At 28.1% G+C, this 20,085-nt stretch carries 17 protein-coding genes; 2 read left to right on the top strand and 15 right to left on the bottom strand.

Features of this window, described 5'->3' with window-relative positions:
* Positions 1-31 precede the first annotated feature (31 nt).
* Complete coding sequence (locus tag I4V63_RS04925; RefSeq protein ID WP_196000187.1) at positions 32-703, top strand: helix-turn-helix transcriptional regulator; 672 nt, start codon at positions 32-34, stop codon at positions 701-703.
* A 215-nt stretch (positions 704-918) separates the two neighbouring features.
* On the opposite strand, the gene I4V63_RS04920 is transcribed toward I4V63_RS04925, so the two are convergent.
* From I4V63_RS04920 to I4V63_RS04865, 12 genes are all read right to left on the bottom strand, one after another.
* Positions 919-1,656 carry a GNAT family N-acetyltransferase gene (locus I4V63_RS04920; protein WP_196000186.1) on the bottom strand — a complete coding sequence of 246 codons (738 nt, stop codon included), beginning with the start codon at positions 1,654-1,656 and terminating at the stop codon, positions 919-921.
* 22 nt (positions 1,657-1,678) lie between these two features.
* Positions 1,679-2,365: a YjjG family noncanonical pyrimidine nucleotidase gene (locus I4V63_RS04915; RefSeq protein ID WP_196000185.1), complete on the bottom strand. Its 687-nt coding sequence runs from the start codon at positions 2,363-2,365 to the stop codon at positions 1,679-1,681.
* 122 nt (positions 2,366-2,487) lie between these two features.
* Entirely contained in the window at positions 2,488-2,877 is a 390-nt protein-coding gene (locus tag I4V63_RS04910; RefSeq protein ID WP_196000184.1) for a GH36 C-terminal domain-containing protein, read from the bottom strand.
* A gap of 223 nt (positions 2,878-3,100) precedes the next feature.
* A complete protein-coding gene (locus I4V63_RS04905) occupies positions 3,101-4,540 on the bottom strand; it encodes a DEAD/DEAH box helicase (RefSeq protein WP_279325742.1) in 1,440 nt (479 codons plus the stop codon).
* 255 nt (positions 4,541-4,795) lie between these two features.
* Complete coding sequence (locus tag I4V63_RS04900; protein WP_196000183.1) at positions 4,796-5,473, bottom strand: NAD(P)/FAD-dependent oxidoreductase; 678 nt, start codon at positions 5,471-5,473, stop codon at positions 4,796-4,798.
* Between the two features lie 249 nt (positions 5,474-5,722).
* Positions 5,723-6,544 (bottom strand): hypothetical protein, encoded by an 822-nt coding sequence (locus I4V63_RS04895; protein WP_196000182.1) that lies wholly within the window; start codon positions 6,542-6,544, stop codon positions 5,723-5,725.
* A gap of 96 nt (positions 6,545-6,640) precedes the next feature.
* The gene (locus I4V63_RS04890) at positions 6,641-8,302 is read right to left on the bottom strand and encodes a ribonuclease J (protein ID WP_196000319.1); all 1,662 of its coding nucleotides are present in this window, start codon (positions 8,300-8,302) and stop codon (positions 6,641-6,643) included.
* 346 nt (positions 8,303-8,648) lie between these two features.
* On the bottom strand, positions 8,649-9,800 hold the full coding sequence (locus I4V63_RS04885) for a LysM peptidoglycan-binding domain-containing protein (RefSeq protein WP_196000181.1): 1,152 nt from the start codon (positions 9,798-9,800) through the stop codon (positions 8,649-8,651).
* 195 nt (positions 9,801-9,995) lie between these two features.
* Positions 9,996-11,498 carry a DUF1846 domain-containing protein gene (locus I4V63_RS04880; protein ID WP_196000180.1) on the bottom strand — a complete coding sequence of 501 codons (1,503 nt, stop codon included), beginning with the start codon at positions 11,496-11,498 and terminating at the stop codon, positions 9,996-9,998.
* A gap of 336 nt (positions 11,499-11,834) precedes the next feature.
* Positions 11,835-13,169, bottom strand: coding sequence for a CoA-disulfide reductase (locus I4V63_RS04875; protein ID WP_196000179.1), 1,335 nt, complete (start codon positions 13,167-13,169; stop codon positions 11,835-11,837).
* Between the two features lie 189 nt (positions 13,170-13,358).
* A complete protein-coding gene (locus tag I4V63_RS04870) occupies positions 13,359-14,066 on the bottom strand; it encodes a hypothetical protein (protein ID WP_196000178.1) in 708 nt (235 codons plus the stop codon).
* Between the two features lie 57 nt (positions 14,067-14,123).
* Positions 14,124-14,807: a DUF554 domain-containing protein gene (locus tag I4V63_RS04865; protein ID WP_196000177.1), complete on the bottom strand. Its 684-nt coding sequence runs from the start codon at positions 14,805-14,807 to the stop codon at positions 14,124-14,126.
* A gap of 119 nt (positions 14,808-14,926) precedes the next feature.
* Here I4V63_RS04865 and zupT point away from each other — a divergent pair, with 119 nt between their 5' ends.
* Positions 14,927-15,706: a zinc transporter ZupT gene (zupT, locus tag I4V63_RS04860; protein WP_196000176.1), complete on the top strand. Its 780-nt coding sequence runs from the start codon at positions 14,927-14,929 to the stop codon at positions 15,704-15,706.
* A gap of 508 nt (positions 15,707-16,214) precedes the next feature.
* On the opposite strand, the gene I4V63_RS04855 is transcribed toward zupT, so the two are convergent.
* The 3 genes from I4V63_RS04855 to I4V63_RS04845 all read right to left on the bottom strand — a co-directional run bounded on the left by I4V63_RS04855 (position 16,215) and on the right by I4V63_RS04845 (position 20,015).
* A complete protein-coding gene (locus tag I4V63_RS04855) occupies positions 16,215-18,032 on the bottom strand; it encodes a PTS mannitol transporter subunit IICBA (protein ID WP_347707722.1) in 1,818 nt (605 codons plus the stop codon).
* Positions 18,033-18,245: 213 nt separating this feature from the next.
* Entirely contained in the window at positions 18,246-19,406 is a 1,161-nt protein-coding gene (locus I4V63_RS04850) for a mannitol-1-phosphate 5-dehydrogenase (RefSeq protein WP_196000175.1), read from the bottom strand.
* Between the two features lie 162 nt (positions 19,407-19,568).
* Positions 19,569-20,015, bottom strand: coding sequence for a hypothetical protein (locus I4V63_RS04845; RefSeq protein ID WP_196000174.1), 447 nt, complete (start codon positions 20,013-20,015; stop codon positions 19,569-19,571).
* Positions 20,016-20,085: the final 70 nt, after the last annotated feature.

Below are 20,085 nucleotides of genomic sequence, written 5' to 3'. Positions count from 1 at the left end.
TATATTTTATTTTTTATAGGAGGATTTTTTTATGTATGAAAGCTTTATTTCAGATTTGAATATATTTAGCAATGAATTTTCATCTTTCATAGATACCAGTAATAGGCCTGCTATACTTTACAAGATCCATCAGAAACATATTGGTGAGTTGGAAGATGATCTAAACATTGAAGATAAAAAGATAGATTTATATATTTGGAATGCTATATTTTCTAAAGAAATTATAAGACATGGTATTTCAAAGAAATACTTACATACTTTATACAATAAGTATTATGAAAAAATACCTACATTAAATGATTTAAAATCCTTACAAGCACTTGAACTTGAAATGGCCGAAGCATATCTTGAATTTTTAATTAGTGATATTGAAGTTAAAGACAACTTTATAGTAAACAAACTTCTTCAACATTTGCATATGAATATTGAAAGCTTTATGTCTCTTGATAAAATATCTGAGCATTTAGGAATAACTCCTGAATATGCTTCTACTTGCTTTAAAAAGCACATGGGTATTTCCTTAATGAAGTATTCTAAGAAAATTAAAATAGATAGAGCTAAGGTTTTATTACTTACAACTAATAAAAGTATGCTTGATATTGCTATATCTCTTGGTTTTTATGATCAAAGCCATTTTTCTAGGACATTTAAATCTTTTGAAGGTGTTACTCCATCAGAATTTAGGAATACGCATTACATCTAATAGTTGCATCATGGTAAGACGAAAAAAGAAAGATTATCTTTCCGGGAATTAGTGAAATTTCTCATTAAATATAATCTTTCCTTTTTCTTTATCACCAGCTAAAAAGCCACATCCCACCCTTATTTTAAAAGTAAGTTAATGTTTGTACTACTACAAATAGTACAAGTATTAGATCTACTGTATGATACACCTTACACTTATCTTTAATATAACTATTATATTTTTCTTATTTTCACTTCTGCAAAAGCAGGATAAAATCCTGAAGCTAATGCAACCTTTTGTGATATTATATGTGATTCTACTGTACCATAAAAAGGAACCTTTCCTCTACGTAGTATTTCATTTTTTAATGCTTTAACTACATTTTTAGCAATACCTTGTCCTTCAGCTCCCTCTAAAACATTAACCCCAATTTGCCACATTATATCACTATCCTTACTTGCTCCAGCTATTCCTAATATATTCCCATAATCATCAAGCTTAGCTACAGCAAGTACATCTGGAAAATTATTATCGAATGCAAATGCTTCATCAAATCTATTATCATCCTTAAACTGCTTTATTTCCTCTTTATTATACCATTTTAAGTCATTTGATATATCATCATCTATACCATATGGCAAATAATAATGATGGGTATTTTCTATTTCATATCCAAATTCATTTAACTTTTTATCTATAGCCCTTAAAACTGAATATAAAAACATCCAATCACCATTTCTATTAGAAAACTTTTCAACACACCACTCTTTAATACATTCATCAGCAGATAAAACTGCTTTTCCATTAAAAATAAGTATTTTCAATATTTCTTTATCATCAGTATACTTTCTAGTACCTTCATTTAACTTAATATCTGTCACTAAATTCTTTCTATTATCAAAATCCTCAATAGAACAATTATAATCCTTGGCCAACTGTTCTTTAACCCTTTTTAATATTTCTAGCTCCATAGCTTTATTTCCTCCAATTTATTTATGCTAATAAATCTGCTAATTCTTTATAACTAGATACTTCATAAGTAGGATTTAACTCCATATTATTTTTTTCTTTATGTATATTAAACCAACAAGTATCAATACCATAATTAATACCGCCCCTTATATCAGAGCTCAAACTGTCTCCAATCATAAGAATTTCACCCTTATTTATACCTTCAATATTTCTTAAAGCATATTCAAAAATTTCAGGATTTGGCTTTGATATTCCTACCTCCTCTGAAATTACTATCTCCTTAAAATATTTTGCGATAACTGACTTTTTAACTCTTCTTTCTTGTACACTAGTAAGACCATTAGTTACAATAGAAAGAATATATTTACTACTTAAATCCTCTATAAGTTCAATTGCTCCATCTAGTAAAAAAGATCCATTACCTAAGTGCATCATATAAGCCTTTGCGAATTCCTCTTCATCAAATCCAGCATTTAACTTATCATTTAATCTTTTAAACCTTTCTACTTTTAATTTATCTTGAGTAATTAACCCTTCTTCAAGTTCTTTCCAAATAGCAGTGTTTATTTCTTTGTATATACTAAAATGATAACCTTCATCATAATCAACCCCAAAATCTATCATAGCATTTTTAAAAGCTTCCCTTTCTGTTTTTTTAAAATCAAATAAAGTTTCATCTGCATCAAATAATATCACTTTGTATTTCATAATCATTTTCTCCTTAATTCTATTTTCAATTTATTCTTATATAATAATTATATAGTATATTTCACAAACAAAAAAGGAAGCCAATTTAAGCTTCCTAACAAATATATCTATTTCATCATATTTTATATTGCTTTTAAATAAATAACACTACCGTCAATATCTCCACATAGTGTATTAATATTTACTCCTAAATTCATTAATGCCCCACCTGAAAATACCTGCTTTGTTCTTATATTCTTATAAATTGCATCTTCTTTTAAACCTTTTAATTTTAATCTTTTTAAATCTGTACTATCTTGTAATGATAACCCTTTAAAAGTAAGAACAACTTCTAACTTATCCTTAGATATTAATTCTATGCATTCTACAGATTTCTCTCTAGAAAAACCTTTTATTTTATAAAATCTTTTGCCATCCTTACTATTATATGTTTCACTCTTTGAGGATCTATCATTAATGTTACTACATACTATATTAAATCTATTGTTATTTTCTATAACAGCTATTCCCATAATCACTCTGCCCCCTTGTATAATTATTAAACTCTATATTATATATATTATTTTTCAATGTTAATGTTAACGTTACCATTAGGATATACTATTTTTACCTTAATATCAATAGTTTAAATAAAATTTGTTTAATTTTCTTAATAAATGTTAGTTTTTTATATTAAATTTCTCTATTTTATACAAAAGGGTTGTATCAAATTTGATACAACCTCTTAACACCTTATTATTTTCTCGCCTTTTCCACCTTAAGCTTTTTACCTTTTATTGTTGAATTCTTAAGCGCTTCTATAACTTTGTTTCCTTTTCCATTTAAAATATCAACATAAGACACAGTATCTTGAACATCTATTATCCCTATATCTTCAGCAGTAATTCCTTCTACTCTTGAAATAGCACCTACAAAATCTCCTGGTCTTAATTTTTTCTTTTTACCTCCATTGAAATATATCTTAGTAATATTCTTATTAATTACTTTATCTTTTTCTCTTTTCATTTTTGGTCTAGATTTTAATAACTTAATAGCCTCACTTCTTTTTTCAGACGTTACTTCTGGAAACTCATTACTTACAGGAATTTTGAAACCTATATATTCTTGAATCATATCAAGCAATCTATCTTCGTATTGATTTACAAAAGATATTGCTTTTCCGCTTGCTCCTGCCCTTCCTGTTCTTCCTATTCTATGTACATATGCTTCCTTTTCAACTGGCAAATCATAATTTATAACATGAGTAATACCTTCAACATCAATTCCTCTTGCTGCAACATCCGTAGCTATTAAAATTCTAAAGCTTCCTTTTTTAAACCTATCCATAACATCAAGTCTATCCTTTTGAAGCATTCCTCCATGAATTTTATTAACTGAATATCCCTTTTTATTTAAACTTTCAAAAACCTTATCAACATTCTCTTTAGTTTTACAGAATATAACAGCTGTCTCTGGTGATTCACTTATTAAAAGTTTACTTAAATTATCTAGTTTATAAAACTCTTCAAACCTATATAATTGATGGTCAATATTATCAGTTATTAATTTTTGTGACTTTATTTCAATATTTATAGGATTCTTCATGTACATATTACATAATGATATTATTTCCTGGGGAATAGTTGCCGAAAACAGCATTGTTTGTCTGTTTTTGTTTAAAGTATTAATAATATCTCTTACTTGATCTATAAATCCCATGTTTAACATTTCATCTGCTTCATCAATTACTAAATATTTAATCTCTGAAGTATCCAATGTTCCCCTGTCAATATGATCAAATACTCTTCCTGGAGTTCCAACAACAAAGTGTGATTTTTGCTTTAACTCTCTAGCTTGTTCTGAAAAAGGTTGTTTTCCAAATACAGCAACTGCCTTTAATCTTTTAAATCTTCCTATATTTTTAATTTCATCTTTTACTTGAATTGCAAGTTCTCTAGTTGGAGTTAATATTAATACCTGTGGCTTATTTTCTTCCCAAAGTACCTTTTCACTTAAAGGTATTCCAAATGCAGCTGTCTTTCCACTCCCTGTTTGAGATTTAACTATAATATCATTACCTTTAAGCACTTCTGGAATTACTTTATCTTGTACATCTGATGGATTTTTATATCCTATTCCATCTAATGCTTTCATTATTTCATTACATAAATTATATTTACTAAATGTATTATTCAATATACTTCCCTCATCTTTATAAAAATTTATTATTTTATTTCATTTAATTAGTATAACCTATATTTATATTAAGTAAATAACTTTAATTATAGAAATACTTTTTTATAATTAAAGAATTAACTTCACAGAATATGTATTTCTGCTACTTTTAAATGTTATATAAATTTTTATATAACTATTTTAAATAATTAAAAAAACAAATATTAAAGTTGATTGTACTAATCATACCTTAATATTTGTTTATATTAATTTAAATTATGCATTTAAAAACTCTTCAATGTTTAATTGCTTTTTAAATTCTTCTAATCCAATTCTATCTATATAATTCCCTAATCTCTCTCTTCCTTGACCATGTTCTGCATAAATATCTATTACTTTTTCAACTACATCAAAGATTTTATCATCTGGGATATTCATAGCTATTCTATCACCTAATCTAGGAATAACTCCACCTCTTCCTCCAAGGTAAAGTATCCATCCTTTAGGTCCTCCAATTAAACCTATATCTCTTGTATGACTATCAGCACAACTATTTGGACATCCACTTACACCAATTTTTAATTTATTAGGAAGATTTCTTCCATGGAATGCTCCATCTAATTTAGATCCTATTGCAACTGAATCTTGTAATCCTCTTTTACAGAAAGTAGTTCCTGGACATATCTTTACACTTCTAACACATAAGCCAATAGCTGCTCCCGGTTTCATTCCTAAATCAGCCCATGCCTTATCTATATCTTCTTCCTTTATTCCAACTATTGCAATTCTTTGAGCCCCAGTGACCTTTACAGCAGAAGCATTATATCTTTCTGCTACATCAGCTATATCTCTTAATTGCTTTGGAGTAATTAAACCTCCTGTCAAATGTGGCGCTATTGCATATGTTTCCATATCCCTTTGTACTACAGCTCCTTTATCTAATAAATCTTTCATAGATAAATTCTCCTTTCAATCTTATAAAAGTAAAACTCTTAATATAATAACTTTCATTTAAGTATTATATATAATTTAAATTAAAAAGTAAAAAGCAATCTATGCTAACAATATAATGGAAACAACTCATTTTATTCTTTAAATTAGCAACAAAGTGTATTTATCCTAACTATATCTAATATTTATAATATCTTTTATATCCCCTTTAATATTTAATATAGTTTTAAGTTCAGTTGCCCTCTAAATATGTTATTGATTAATTTTAGTCATTTCATTTAATATATACGCTAACTTTCTACTACTTATTTCAAATACATTTTCTTTAATTTCAATCTTTACTTCTTCTACTTCTTCTAAAATTTCATTAATTGAATTTTTTAATTCAATTATATTTAATCCTTTTGCTTCTTTTCTACCATATCCAATATCATATTTATGTATATCGGCATCATCTTTCTTTTCAAATAAATTAAGTACACCTTTTCTATCACAAGCTAACTTATTTTTTTCATTTTTCCCTAAGTCATCACTTTCAATCCCATACACAAGTTTTCCATGGAACTTCATCATAGTAAATAAAATCATTAACTCATACTGATTTCTTTCTAAAAAATTTTCTTGACCTTTGCTATTCAAATACGCATTTAGTAAATCATATGGAACCATAACCATAGTACATTTACCTTCATCTATAGAAAACTGATAAATTCCATTAAATACTCCATATTTAATTGCTTCTATAATTTCTTCACCTTTTAATACTCTTATATATTCAACTCCATCTTTTATTAATCCAAAATGATTTACAAAATCTTGTGCAAATTCTCTTTCAGAAAAGAACCACATTCCAGGCATCTTTTTATGATTTAACGCACATAATGGTTTAGCTACATTATTTTTTACCTCTTCTAATGAAGATTTCTTTGAAGCTATAGTATAAACTTCCTCCAATTTCAAAAATTCATTTAAAACTTCTTCATATTTCTTTTTAAATCTAATAACATCTTCTCTTGGAGTTTTTGAAAATTCTTGCATTAACTCTTGATATTTTTTAACTGTTCCTATATTCATATTTATTACCCTTCCCCACTTTAAATGTTTACATAATAATTATACACACTTTCTTTTATTTTATCAAATATGCAATTGTAGCTTTTAAAAATATATTTATGTCTCCATTATTATTGGAATTATAGTTGGTCTTCTTTTTGTTTTTTCGTAAATATAATTTTCTACTGCCTTTTTTACATTACTTTTTAATACATACCATTCAATAACACCAATCTCTAAGCATTTTTCCACCTCAACTACAGATATTTCTTTAACTTTATTAATTAACTCTTCTGACTCTTTAACATATACAAATCCTCTTGTAATAACATCTGGTCCTGAAGCTATACTTAATGTCTCTCTTTCAATTGCAACAACTATAGTTAACATTCCATCTTGTGCTAAGTGCCTTCTATCCCTTAATACTATATTTCCAACATCTCCAACACCTAATCCATCAACAAATACAGCTCCTGTTTTCACTTTTCCTTCTTTTTTGCAGGCATGTTTAGTTAGTTCTAGCACATTTCCAGTCTCTAAAATAAATATATTATTTTTATCCATCCCTAAACTTTCTGCTAAATCACCATGATGTTTTAAATGCCTATATTCTCCATGAACTGGCATGAAATATTTGGGATTAACTAACGTATGTACAAGCTTTAACTCCTCTTGATATGCATGCCCTGATACATGAACATCTGCTAAATCTTCATATATAACATCTGCACCTTTTCTGAATAATTCATTTATAACTCTTGAAATAAGCTTATCATTTCCTGGTATTGGAGATGCAGAAATTATGAAAGTATCTTCATGCTCTATAGCTATTTTTCTATGATTAGAAAATGCTATTCTTGCTAAAGAAGCCATTGGTTCTCCTTGACTTCCTGTTGTAATTAATGTGATTTTACTATTATCATAATCCTTTAAATCATCAATACTTAATACACTACCTTCTGGTATATGCAAATATCCTAAGTTCATTGCAACCTTTGATATATTCTCCATACTTCTTCCATTAAAAACAACTTTTCTTTTATTTTTAATGGAAGCATCAACAATTTGTTGCATTCTATGTATATTAGATGCAAAAGTTGCTACAATAACTCTTCCTTTAGCTTTACTAATAATTCTATCTAATGTGTACCCTATACTTTTTTCTGATAAAGAATGTCCCTTTCTTTCAACATTAGTACTATCAGCCATAAGTAAGGCTACTCCTTCTTTACCCAAATTAGATATCCTTTGTAAATCCATTGTTTCTCCATCAATCGGTGTATAATCTATTTTAAAATCTCCTGTATGCAATATTGTACCAACTGGAGTAAATATCGCTAAGCTACAAGAATCAGCTATACTATGGGTATTTCTTATGAATTCAATCTTAAATTTATCAAATTTAATTATATCTCCAGCTTCAACATTATGTAATTTAACTTCTGATAATAAGTTATGCTCTTCTAACTTTGTCTTTACTATACCTATAGTTAACTTAGTTCCATATATAGGCACATTTATTTCTTTTAATACATATGGCAATGAACCTATATGATCCTCATGTCCATGCGTTAAGAAGATTCCCTTTATCTTTTTAGCATTATTCTTCAAATACGATATATCTGGTATTATTAAATCTACTCCATACATCTCTTCATCTGGAAATGCTATCCCACAATCAACAACAATAATTTCATCATCACATTCAAAAACTGTAATATTTTTACCTATTTCACCTAGCCCACCAAGTGGAATTATTTTGACTTTTTCTTCCCTCATTAAAACAGTTCCTTTCACTATTTTATTAATTTCCTTATATTTATTATTCCTTGCCAATTTATCAGTTATTCTTAGTTTTGCTTAACAAATAATATTTTGACAAAACATTGGTTACTAATTTTATTGTTATAATTGTTTTATTTTAAAATTATATTTTCTAACTATATACCATTCTCTACTTCTTATATATTATTTAGCATTGGTTACTAACTATTCCACTCCTAAATCTTAATCGCTACTCCAAAATTTATATTAATATAAAATTAAGAGTGAATAGTTATACGTAATATGCTACTTATAACTATTCACTCTTTTATTAAAGACTTTAATACTTATTTATTAACTCTTATATTTTTAAGACTTGTCCTACATATATTAAATTTGGATTTGCTATCCCATTTATGGCTACTAAATGATTAACTGTTGTTCCAAATTTTAATGCTATTCCACTTAGTGTATCTCCTGTTTGTACTTTATAAGTGGTAGATGTTAAATTGGATGTTGCTCCAGATCCTGATACTGGAACTTTTAGTATTTCACCCACATATATTAAATTTGGATTTGATATTCCATTTAAAGATACTAAAGTATTTACTGTTGTTCCATATCTTGCTGCTATCCCACTTAATGTGTCTCCTGATTGTACTGTATAATTTATTGTAGATGACTTTGATATATCTGCACCAGATCCTGTTGCTGGAATTTTCAGTACTTCACCCACATATATTAAATTTGGATTTGATATTCCATTTAAAGATACTAAAGTATTTACTGTTGTTCCATACTTTTCTGCTATTCCACTTAATGTGTCGCCTGATTCTACTTTGTAATAAATATAACTACTACTTGAATTAAAATTATTGTTGTTACTACTACTATTATTTCCTACTATTTTACTACTTTCTACTAATAACATTTCTTCAGTAAATACATCCATATCTACATTCCCATTAATACCGGCTACACTACCAGTATCTGAATATTGCCATCCAGCATAACTATTTCCCCATATAGGATTACCTTGCGGAGAATTCACCCCATATTCTGCTATCCATAAAGGATAATTTTCTAATCCATATCCAGACACTATATTATTATTAGCAAAGCTCACATAAGTATATATAGCTACCTCTGTATCTGTAAGCTCTTTTACCTTTTCTAAAAATTCAACTGCTAACTTCGATAACTCGCTAGCTCCATAACTTCCTGCCTTCTCTAAATCTAAAACAAGCTTACAATTACTAGTTAGTCCCTTTATAGCATTTATAAAATATTCTGCTTGAGACTCTACTGAAACTGCTGGATCAAAAAAATGATAAAAGCCAACTAATAATCCATTACTAATAGCGCCATTATAAAATTCTTGTAAATAAGAATCTATAAAATAATTTCCTTGAGATGCTAATATATATACTATTTGTGTGCCGCTATTTTTTACTTGTGAAAAATCTATACTACCTTGCCAATTGCTTATATCTATTCCTTTGTAACTTGACATATTAAGTTCCTCCTTAGTTATATAATTTATCCTTAATCTTATAATATTCCGATATATACAATTAGTGATTATAAATTATTAACTTCTGACTTTTCAGATTCATCTCAGAACTTTACTTTTCAAATAATAAAAAAGTTAACTATATTTCTTCAAAAAATATAGTTAACTCTTATATAATATTACTAAATATACTTATTAATTATTATAGAAAAGACTCTCTGATGCGTATTCTGCATCACATGTCACATCAATTCCAAGTTTTCTAAATGTTTGCTCATCACTAGTTGGTAATATTGTTGTTGAATGAGCCTGACAATTTTTAAGCATAGCTAACTTTTCCATCGCTACTTGAGCTGTAGGATTAGTTGCAGCTGAAATACTTAATGCAATTAATACTTCTTCACAATTTAATGATACTTTTTTATTTCCTAAAGTCTTAGATTTTAAATCTAAAATTGGTTCTAAAATAACTGGCGAAATTAAATGCATATCATCTGCAATATTAGCTAAATGCTTTATTGAATTTAATAATGCTGCTGCAGAAGCCTCTAATAACTCTGATCCCTTACCTGTAAGAATAGTTCCATCTTCTAACTCAATAGCAACTGCTGTACAGATATCACTATTTAATTCCTTTAATTTAATAGCACGATTTCTTGCTGGAACAACAACATTTCTATCTTCTTCTTTTAGATTAACTTGCTCCATTATAAGCTTCGCATGCTCAAATGTTTCTTTATCAACATAACCTTTTTTATATTCACAACCAGTTTTAAAGTATCTTCTTATTATTTCTTGTCTTGAAGCTTCTTTAACAACTTCATCATCAACTATACCAAAACCAACTCTATTAACACCCATATCTGTTGGTGATTTATAAACTGATTCTTTTCCAGTAATCTTTTCAATAATTCTCTTAAGTACTGGGAATGTTTCTAAGTCTCTATTATAGTTAACTGCTGTTTCTCCATATGCTTCTAAATGGAAGTAATCTATCATGTTAACATCTTTTAAGTCAACTGTAGCAGCTTCATAAGCTATGTTTAATGGATGTTTTAATGGAACATTCCATACTGGGAATGTTTCAAACTTAGAATATCCAGCTACATTTCCTCTTTTATTTTCATGATATAATTGATTTAAACATGTAGCAAGCTTCCCACTTCCTGGTCCTGGTGCAGTAACAACTACTATTGGTTTACTTGTTTCAATATATGGATTTTGTCCATATCCTTCTTCACTAACTATAGTATCTACATCTGTTGGGTATCCTTTAGTAGCTCTATGTTTATAAACCTTAATTCCACGTCTTTCTAATTTATTAATAAAAACTGTAGTTGAAGGTTGATCATTATATCTAGTGATAACTACTGAATTAACTTCTAGTTCATAACTTCTTAAATCATCAATAAGTCTTAAAACATCCATATCATAAGTTATACCGAAATCTCCTCTTATTTTATTTCTTTCGATATCACCAGCATATACTGCTATAACAACTTCTGCTTTATCTCTTAGTTTATGTAATAATTTAATTTTTGCATTTTCATCAAATCCTGGTAAAACTCTTTTTGCATGTAAATCAAATAAAAGCTTTCCACCAAACTCTAAGTATAACTTATCGTAGTTATTAACTCTTTCTAATATGTACTTAGATTGCTCTTCTAAATATTTTTCATGATCAAATCCTATTTTCATATGTCCACTCCTAATTTTATAGTTTTTTTTTAGTATGAATTCTTTCTATTGTGAAACTACTCATACTAGTTGCAACTATTAATAATAAAATTTTACTTTTATCATTATTTAGGCACAAAATCTATAATATTATTACACAAATTCTTGATAAAGTAAATCACAAAATACGAAATTAATTTAATTCAGAATATTTATAATTCGTCATTAAATTTTAAAATCAATTACTTTTTATTAAATAATTTTACTCTATCTACATAATTATAACCTTAGTATAAATAAAAAGTGGTAGGCCCATAGGCTTACCACTAAAAATCACATTACCTTTCGCATATAGCTTTACTTACTCACATTACCTGCAACATTTAATACATCCCAAGTTCTTGCAAATGGTGGTGAATAACAAAGATCTAACATTCCTAATTGATCTGTAGTCATCTTTGCATAAATACAAGCAGCTAATACATTACACCTTTGAACAGCATCTTTATATCCAGCTACTTGACCACCTAAAATTACTTTAGTATGTGCATCGTATATTAACTTAACATAAATTCTTTCTCTTCCTGGATAATAACTAGTTTGATTCATATCTGTTATAAATTTAGTTTTATAATTAAAACCTAAATCTAAAACTTCTTTTTCTGAAAGTCCAGTTCTTGCTGCTTCCATATTCATAACCTTTATACAGCTAGATGCTAGTGATCCTTGGTATGAATTATTTTGCCCTGCTAAATTTTCACCAACTATTCTTCCAAGCTTATTGGCTCCTGTTGCAAGAGGTACATATACCTCCTTATCAGTAATTAAGCTATTAATAGTTGCACAATCACCTGCAGAATATACATCTTCTACTGATGTTCTTCCATACTTATCAACTACAATTGCTCCATTTCTAATCATTTTTATTTCATCTGGATTTAAGAAATCAGTATTTGGTCTTACACCTGTAGCAAGTATAACTATATCTGCTTCTACTTCTCTTTTATCAGTTTTAACCTTAGAAACTCTTCCATCACCAATAAGTTCAGTTACAGTTTCCGATAATAGAAGATTAACTCCACTATCTCTTAACTCCTCTTCTAACAGGTCAGTTATATCTTTATCAAACACTTCTTGAAGGACTCTATCCTGAAGTTGAATAACAGTAACTTCTTTACCTCTATGCTTTGCAGCTTCAACAGCTTCAAGTCCAATAAACCCAGCACCTATGATAGCAACTTTTTTATATTCTTCCATTGCCATTAATTCTCTTAATTTATTACCATCATCCATTGATTTTAATGTAACTACATTTTCTAAGTTAACATTTTTTATTGGTGGTATAATTGCTCTTGCACCACTTGCAATCATTAACTTATCATATTTTTCTTCTATTATTTCATTACTATCAAGTTTCTTTATTGTTAACTTTTTATTAGCAAAATCTACATTTGTTACTTCATGCTTTGTATGTATTTCTACACCTGATTCTCTAAACGCTTCTGGAGTTCTTGCTATCATTTCATTTGAATCTTCAAAGAATCCTCCAACATAATATGGAAGCCCACATGCTCCAAAAGATACTATGTCTCCTTTTTCATAAACTACTACATCATCATTTGGTGAAAGTCTTTTAAATTTAGCCGCAGCACTCATTCCTGCTGCTATACCACCGATGATTACAACCTTCATCTAAAACACCATCCTCTTATTATAATTAAAATCTTAATTATTTATAGTTTACTCTTTATCTTATGTTAATATCAAAATAAACCACATATTAAGTAATATTTATTATCATTATAAATGAAATAAAAAAAAATAATAGCCCTAAATTTAGAACTATTACTTTTATTAGTAATTATTTTATTATTTTTAATTTTACTTAACTTCAATTCCACCCAAAACCGCAGTATACTTAATTCTTACTTTAGGTCCTGATAAAGCATTTCTATTTATTTTGTGCTCAAATCCACCAAGTATAGGTGTCCCTGAAATTATCTCCACTCTAACATTATCGGGTAAAAATATATCTATACCCCCTAAAACTGCAGTAAGCTCTAATACTATATCTTCAGTTATTTTGGCTTCCCTTAAATCTATATCTAACCCTCCAAGTATTGCTTCTGCAATAATTCCCTTTAAATCTTCAGATGTATTTTTATAATCTCCTCCGCCTAAAATTGCAGTATATCTTGGATATTGAGTTGAATCATACATATAAGATTTACTCCTAATATCCTCGTCTGATTCAATTCCCCTTTTTTTCTCTGATCTAAAAAATGTTGCTAGTATGGAAATACCTATAGCTACTAATATTAATGGAAAAACTAATTTCCACATAACTCTTCCACTTATAATATCTAAACTATCAAAAAGTAATATAATTCCTGCTATAATTAGTACTCCTGATCCCCAATTAAATCCATACCTAACCATAGATATTAATCCAGGTATAATTAAAAATAAAGTCCACCATCCTGGAAAAAATACATCTATATCCCAGATATCAAGTGCATTTCCACCAAATATAATACCAACAGCTACAAATAATAGTCCCCAAATAAGCGCTGAATAATCTTTTTTCATTATTTACCCCCCAAAATTTTACTCCTTTCTATATAATAGCATATATTATAATACATTCTAAATAAATATTTTAAAAAATATTGGCAATAATATAGCCGGTAGTAAATTTGCTACCTTTATTTTAGTCACTCCTAGCATGTTAAATCCAAGTGCTACAATTAATAATCCCCCAATTGCACTCATATTTGTAATTACTGTAGTACTTAAAACTCCAGATAAAAGTCCTGCTCCTAACGTTATTGCCCCTTGATATATAAATACAGTTACTGCAGAGAATATTACACCTATTCCCAAAGATGATGTAAAAATAATAGCTGATATTCCATCTAAAATTGATTTAGTGAATAAAATATCATCATTACCCTTAAGTCCACTTTCTAATGCTCCAACTATGGCCATAGCTCCAACACAAAATAAAAGACTTGATGTTACAAATCCTTCTGCTATTGATATATTATTACCTTTTATACTTTTAAATTTACTTTCTAAACAATCTCCTAATTTATTTAACCATTTATCGATATCTATAATTTCTCCAATTAAAGCCCCTATAGCTATTGATATAATAATTATTAAAGTATCTTCTCCCTTTAAAGCCCCTGATATTCCTATGTATACTACACATAATGCTAATCCATTCATTATTGTTGTACTAATTTTCTCTGTTAATCTTCCTTTTACTAAAAGACCAACTAAGCATCCAACTATTACTGCTATTGAATTTACTATAGTTCCTAACATATTTACCCCCTTATTAGTTTACTTCATATAATTATACCAATATTTTGTAATATTTTATATTCTTTTTATATACTCTCTCTCATAAAATAATTATGTAACAATAATTTGAGAGGTGTGAAATGTTTGATAATAACTCATTATTTCCCCTGCTTCTTTCTACTATAGCAGGGTTATCTACTGTTTTTGGGGCTATCATCATATTTTTTACTAAGTCAAGAAATGAAAAATTTTTAACATTTGCTCTTGGCTTTTCCGCTGGTGTCATGATTGCCGTATCATTTACTGATTTATTTCCTACTGCCCAAACAGCTATATCTAAATATCATGGAAATACACCTGGAGTACTATGGTCTATTTTATTCATGTTGATTGGTGCTATAATGGCCTATTTAATAGACCTTTTAATTCCAGAAGGTAACAGCAACAAAATTGCTCAATATGATAATAACTTTGATATTTTCCGAGTTGGCTTAGTATCAACTATCGCTTTGATGATACATAACTTTCCTGAAGGTATAGCCACTTTTGTTTCTGGCTATCAAGATACTAGACTTGGAATCACTGTAACACTTGCAATTGCACTCCATAATATTCCTGAAGGTATAGCAATTGCAATGCCAATTTATTTTGCAAGCAAAAGCAGAAAAAAAGCTCTTAAGTACTCTTTTATTTCAGGTATGGCCGAACCATTTGGTGCCTTAATTGCATTTATATGTTTGAAACCATTTATTAATGATCTTATTTTAGGAATAATCTTTGCTGTAGTTTGTGGAATAATGTTATATATCTCTTTTGCAGAACTTATTCCTTCATCTCAAAAATATGGTTACTCTAAAATTGCATTAGTATCAATATTCTTAGGATTTTGTATAATGCCATTGACCCATATCTTTGTTTAGAATTAATATAATCAATTTAAATAAATGTATATTTTTTCATCCTTTACAATTATAATAATATAAGATTATTCTTAGGAGGATTATATGATTTTATTAGCCGCAATTGCACTAGTTGGAATTGGATATACTATAATTGAAATTGCATATAATTTTATAAATAATATTACAATTCCCTAAAAAATTGCCATTCAAATTAACCTAAATCCTAGATTAATTTGAATGGCATAATTATTTTATAACTTTATAGTTCATCAGCATTTGTTTCTATTACTTTTTTGTACCAATAATAACTATCTTTTTTTATAACGATTCATTGAAGAACCCTCTTCTTCTTCTCTATCTACTTGATATGCAGCAGATGCACTTCCCCATAAAAATCCTTTAGGCATCTTAAAGTTCCCCATATTTTCTCACACTCTCTTTCATAACAACTTATAATTGTACCTCATTCTAACAAATTATTAATTTAGTTTCTATAATAATATTTTGACCTTTTTTATAGTAATAATTAGACATTAAATGCTTTTAATACATCCTTTGGATTTTTAGTTATTTTAACTTCTTCTATTAATTTAGTATCTTCTAATGATTTCGCTATACTTGATATTATTTCTAAATGTTCATCACCTTTAGCTGCAACAGCAATTACTAGATATGCTGTTTGACTACTAAATTTTATTCCCTCAGGATATTGTAAAACTACAATTCCTGCTTTTTTAACTTCGCTCTTTCCACTTTCTGTACCATGAGGTATAGCAATTCCGAGCCCAATATACGTAGATATTATATTTTCCCTTTCTAACATTGAATCTATATATTCATATTTTGTATAACCATTATTAAATAAAAGTTCACCAGCCCTTATTATAGCCTCTTCTTTAGATTCACTTTCTAACCCTAACAAAATATTTGCTTCCTTTAGTAATGTATTATTTTCAACTTTAACTCTCTCTTCCCTATGACTAATTTTATCATTTTCATCTTCTTTACCTAACTTCTCATATAAAGCTTCTAAATTATCATCCTCTAAGAAATTTTCTATAAAAATAATTTTATCCTTATTAATATCACTTTTTATACTACCCAATAACCCTTTATGCGTTATTATTATATCGGCATCATTAGGTATATTTGATACAGATGAATTAACCACTTCTATATCCAAATCAAAATCTTTTATCCTATTTCTAAAATTTGTTGCACCCATAGCACTTGAGCCCATTCCCACATCACAGGCAAACACTATTTTCTTTATATATTTAATATCTAAGTCTAATTCCTGCATATTTTCACTATTAGTATTTTTATCATCTTTTTTACTATATTTTCTTTCCAGTAAAAATGCAGATATAAAAAATGAAACTACTGCACCAACACAAACGCCTAATAAATTTGTTAAAACATCACTTTTATGGGATAACATCATTATAGAAAAAATACTTCCTGGAGATGCTGTTGATATTAATCCTGAATTTAAAGCTAAGAAAGTTATTATAGAAGACATACTTCCCATAATTGCTGCTAATAGCAATGATGGATTTAATAATATGTATGGAAAATATATTTCATGTATCCCTCCAAAAAGCTGAATTATAGCCGCACTAGGTGCTGATTGTTTCATTGTTCCTCTACTATATATAAAATAAGATAATATTACACCTAATCCTGGACCAGGATTTGCTTCTAATAAGTATAATATTGACTTTCCATATTCATTAACTTGATCTATTGCTATTACATCTATTATTCCATGATTTATTGTATTATTTAAAAATAGTACTTTTGCTGGCTCTATAAAAATTGCTAATAATGGCAATAGTCCATTTTTAACAATAAAAGCTACACCTATATTCATTATTCCTGCAATAATAGCCATGCTCGGACCAATTACAAACAATCCTACTATAGCTAATATCATACCTATAATAGCAAGTGAAAAATTATTTACTAACATCTCAAATCCAATTGGAATTTTGTTTTTTATTACTTTGTCAAATTTCTTTATTATGCATCCAGATAAGGTACCCATTACCATTGCTCCTAAAATCATGGGTATATTAGTACCAGCTATTACACCAACTGTTGCTATAGCTGCTACCACGCCTCCTCTTGCTCCTCCAGTAACTTTACCTCCTGTAAATCCTACTAATAACGGTAATAAATACTGTGTTAATGGTTCTACTAATAAAGCTATCTTTTCGTTTGGAAACCATCCTGTAGGACTAAATATAGCAGTTATGAATCCCCATGCTATAAATGCACCTATATTGGGTATGATCATACTACTTATAAAGTTTCCAAAACTTTGTGCTCTTTCCTTAATCACTACCTCTTTCTCCTCTCTAGTTTCCTTTTACATCCCATACACTAATTCTATCCTTATATTTCTTTTATATCAATTATTTTATAAATGATATTTGAAATTGTATTCTTTTTAAAATATTATATAAAGAATAACACCAAAAGCATTTTAATTTTTACTTTTGGTGTTAAACTTCTAGAGATTAAATTTTGAGTTTTAAATATTTATATAGAAATATTATGCTCCTATTAATTTCTTAACTTCATCATAATATTTTTCTACCTTATCCAATACATCAGTATCACCTGATATTTTTGATATTTCAGCTAAAGATTCTTTAATACCTTTTTCATTAATTAAACTTTGTAGTTGTACACTTTGAGCATCTTCTTTATTATCATAATGAAGTGCTGCTCCTACCCCTAGTAGTAAATTATCTGTATTAATATTGAATCCTCTTGCAGTAATTAATGGTTTTATTAATCTATCATTTTCATTTAATTTTCTTAAAGGTTCTCTTCCAACCCTTGCCACATCATCTTTTAAATATGGATTCTTAAATCTATCTATTATTTTATTTATATATTTATAATGAGCTTCTTCATCAAAGTTATATTTAGCAATTAATCCTTTTCCACTTTCGATCATTGCCTTTTTAACAAAATCGTAAATAACTTCATCTTTAATACTTTCTTCTATTGTTTCATAACCTTTTAAGTATCCAAAATAAGCTGTTATTGCATGTCCAGTATTTAGCGTAAATAACTTTCTTTCAATATAGGCCATTAAATCATCTACTAAATTCATACCTTCTATCTTAGGTATTTCACCTTTAAAAGCTTTTTCTTCCACATTCCATTCATAATAATTTTCAACTACAACATCTAGAATATTTTCGCTTTTCACAGGTGGAACTATTCTATCTACAGAACAATTTGGGAACCCTATAAATTCATCTAAATAATCAACTTCATCTTTAGTTAAATACTTCTTAACTTCTTCCTCAAGTTGTGAGCTAGCCTTAATTGCATTTTCACATGCAATTATATTTAGGTAGCTCTTTACTCCCTTTTCTTTTCTAAGAGCTATACCTTTTGCTATTGTTGGTGCTATTCTTGGTAAAACAACAGGCCCAACTGCAGTAGTTATAATTTCTGCTTCAACTATTTCTTTATATATTTCATTATTTATTGATATAACGCCACTTATATCATTAACCTTCTCTTCTGAACACACAGTATCCATTACATGAATTGTATACTCTTTATCATTATTAATCTTATCGATTATTTCAGTGTTTACATCTGCAAATACTACATGATATCCTGCCTTAGATAATAATGATCCGATAAACCCTCTTCCTATATTTCCTGCTCCAAATTGAATTGCTTTTTTCATTAATAATTCCTCCTCATATCATCATTTAACATATTAAATATCCCTAAGCCACCATTAAAACTATTAAAATTATTAGTTATCTTAGCGTATTCATTTAATCTTTTTAATTGACTTTTCCCTGTTCTTATTCTTTTACCTTTTAAATATGGATTTTTAAGTCTATTAATCGTTTTTTTCTATATACCCTAAATTACTTTTTTCATCAAAATTATATTTAACTGCTATTTTCGATTCACTTTCTTTTACTAAATCATATATACACTTGTCATTTATACTTTCTGCTATAGATGTATATCCTCTTAGCTTTCCAAAATACGCTGTCATAGCATACACTGTGTTTAGTGTAAATATACTTCTTTCAATATATGAATTTAAATCACCTGCGAAATTAGCAGCTTCTATATTTGATATATCACCTTTAAATGCATTTTTCTGTATTACCCACTGGCAATACTTCTCTACCCGAATTCCCAAAACGTTTTCATTGTTGTTTGGTATCACTATTCTATCAACTAAACACTCTGGGAATCCAATATACTCATCCAAATAATTTATTTCATCTCTATTTAAGTATTTTTTTATTTCATTATTTATATCAGCAAAAATCACTTGATAATCAGACTTTGAAAGTAATGGTCCTATAACTCCCCTACCTATATTTCCTGCTCCAAATTAAATT

Source organism: Clostridium sp. 1001271B_151109_B4, from assembly GCF_015670405.1.
GTDB lineage: Bacteria > Bacillota > Clostridia > Clostridiales > Clostridiaceae > Clostridium.
This window is presented reverse-complemented; position numbering and strand designations above follow the sequence as displayed.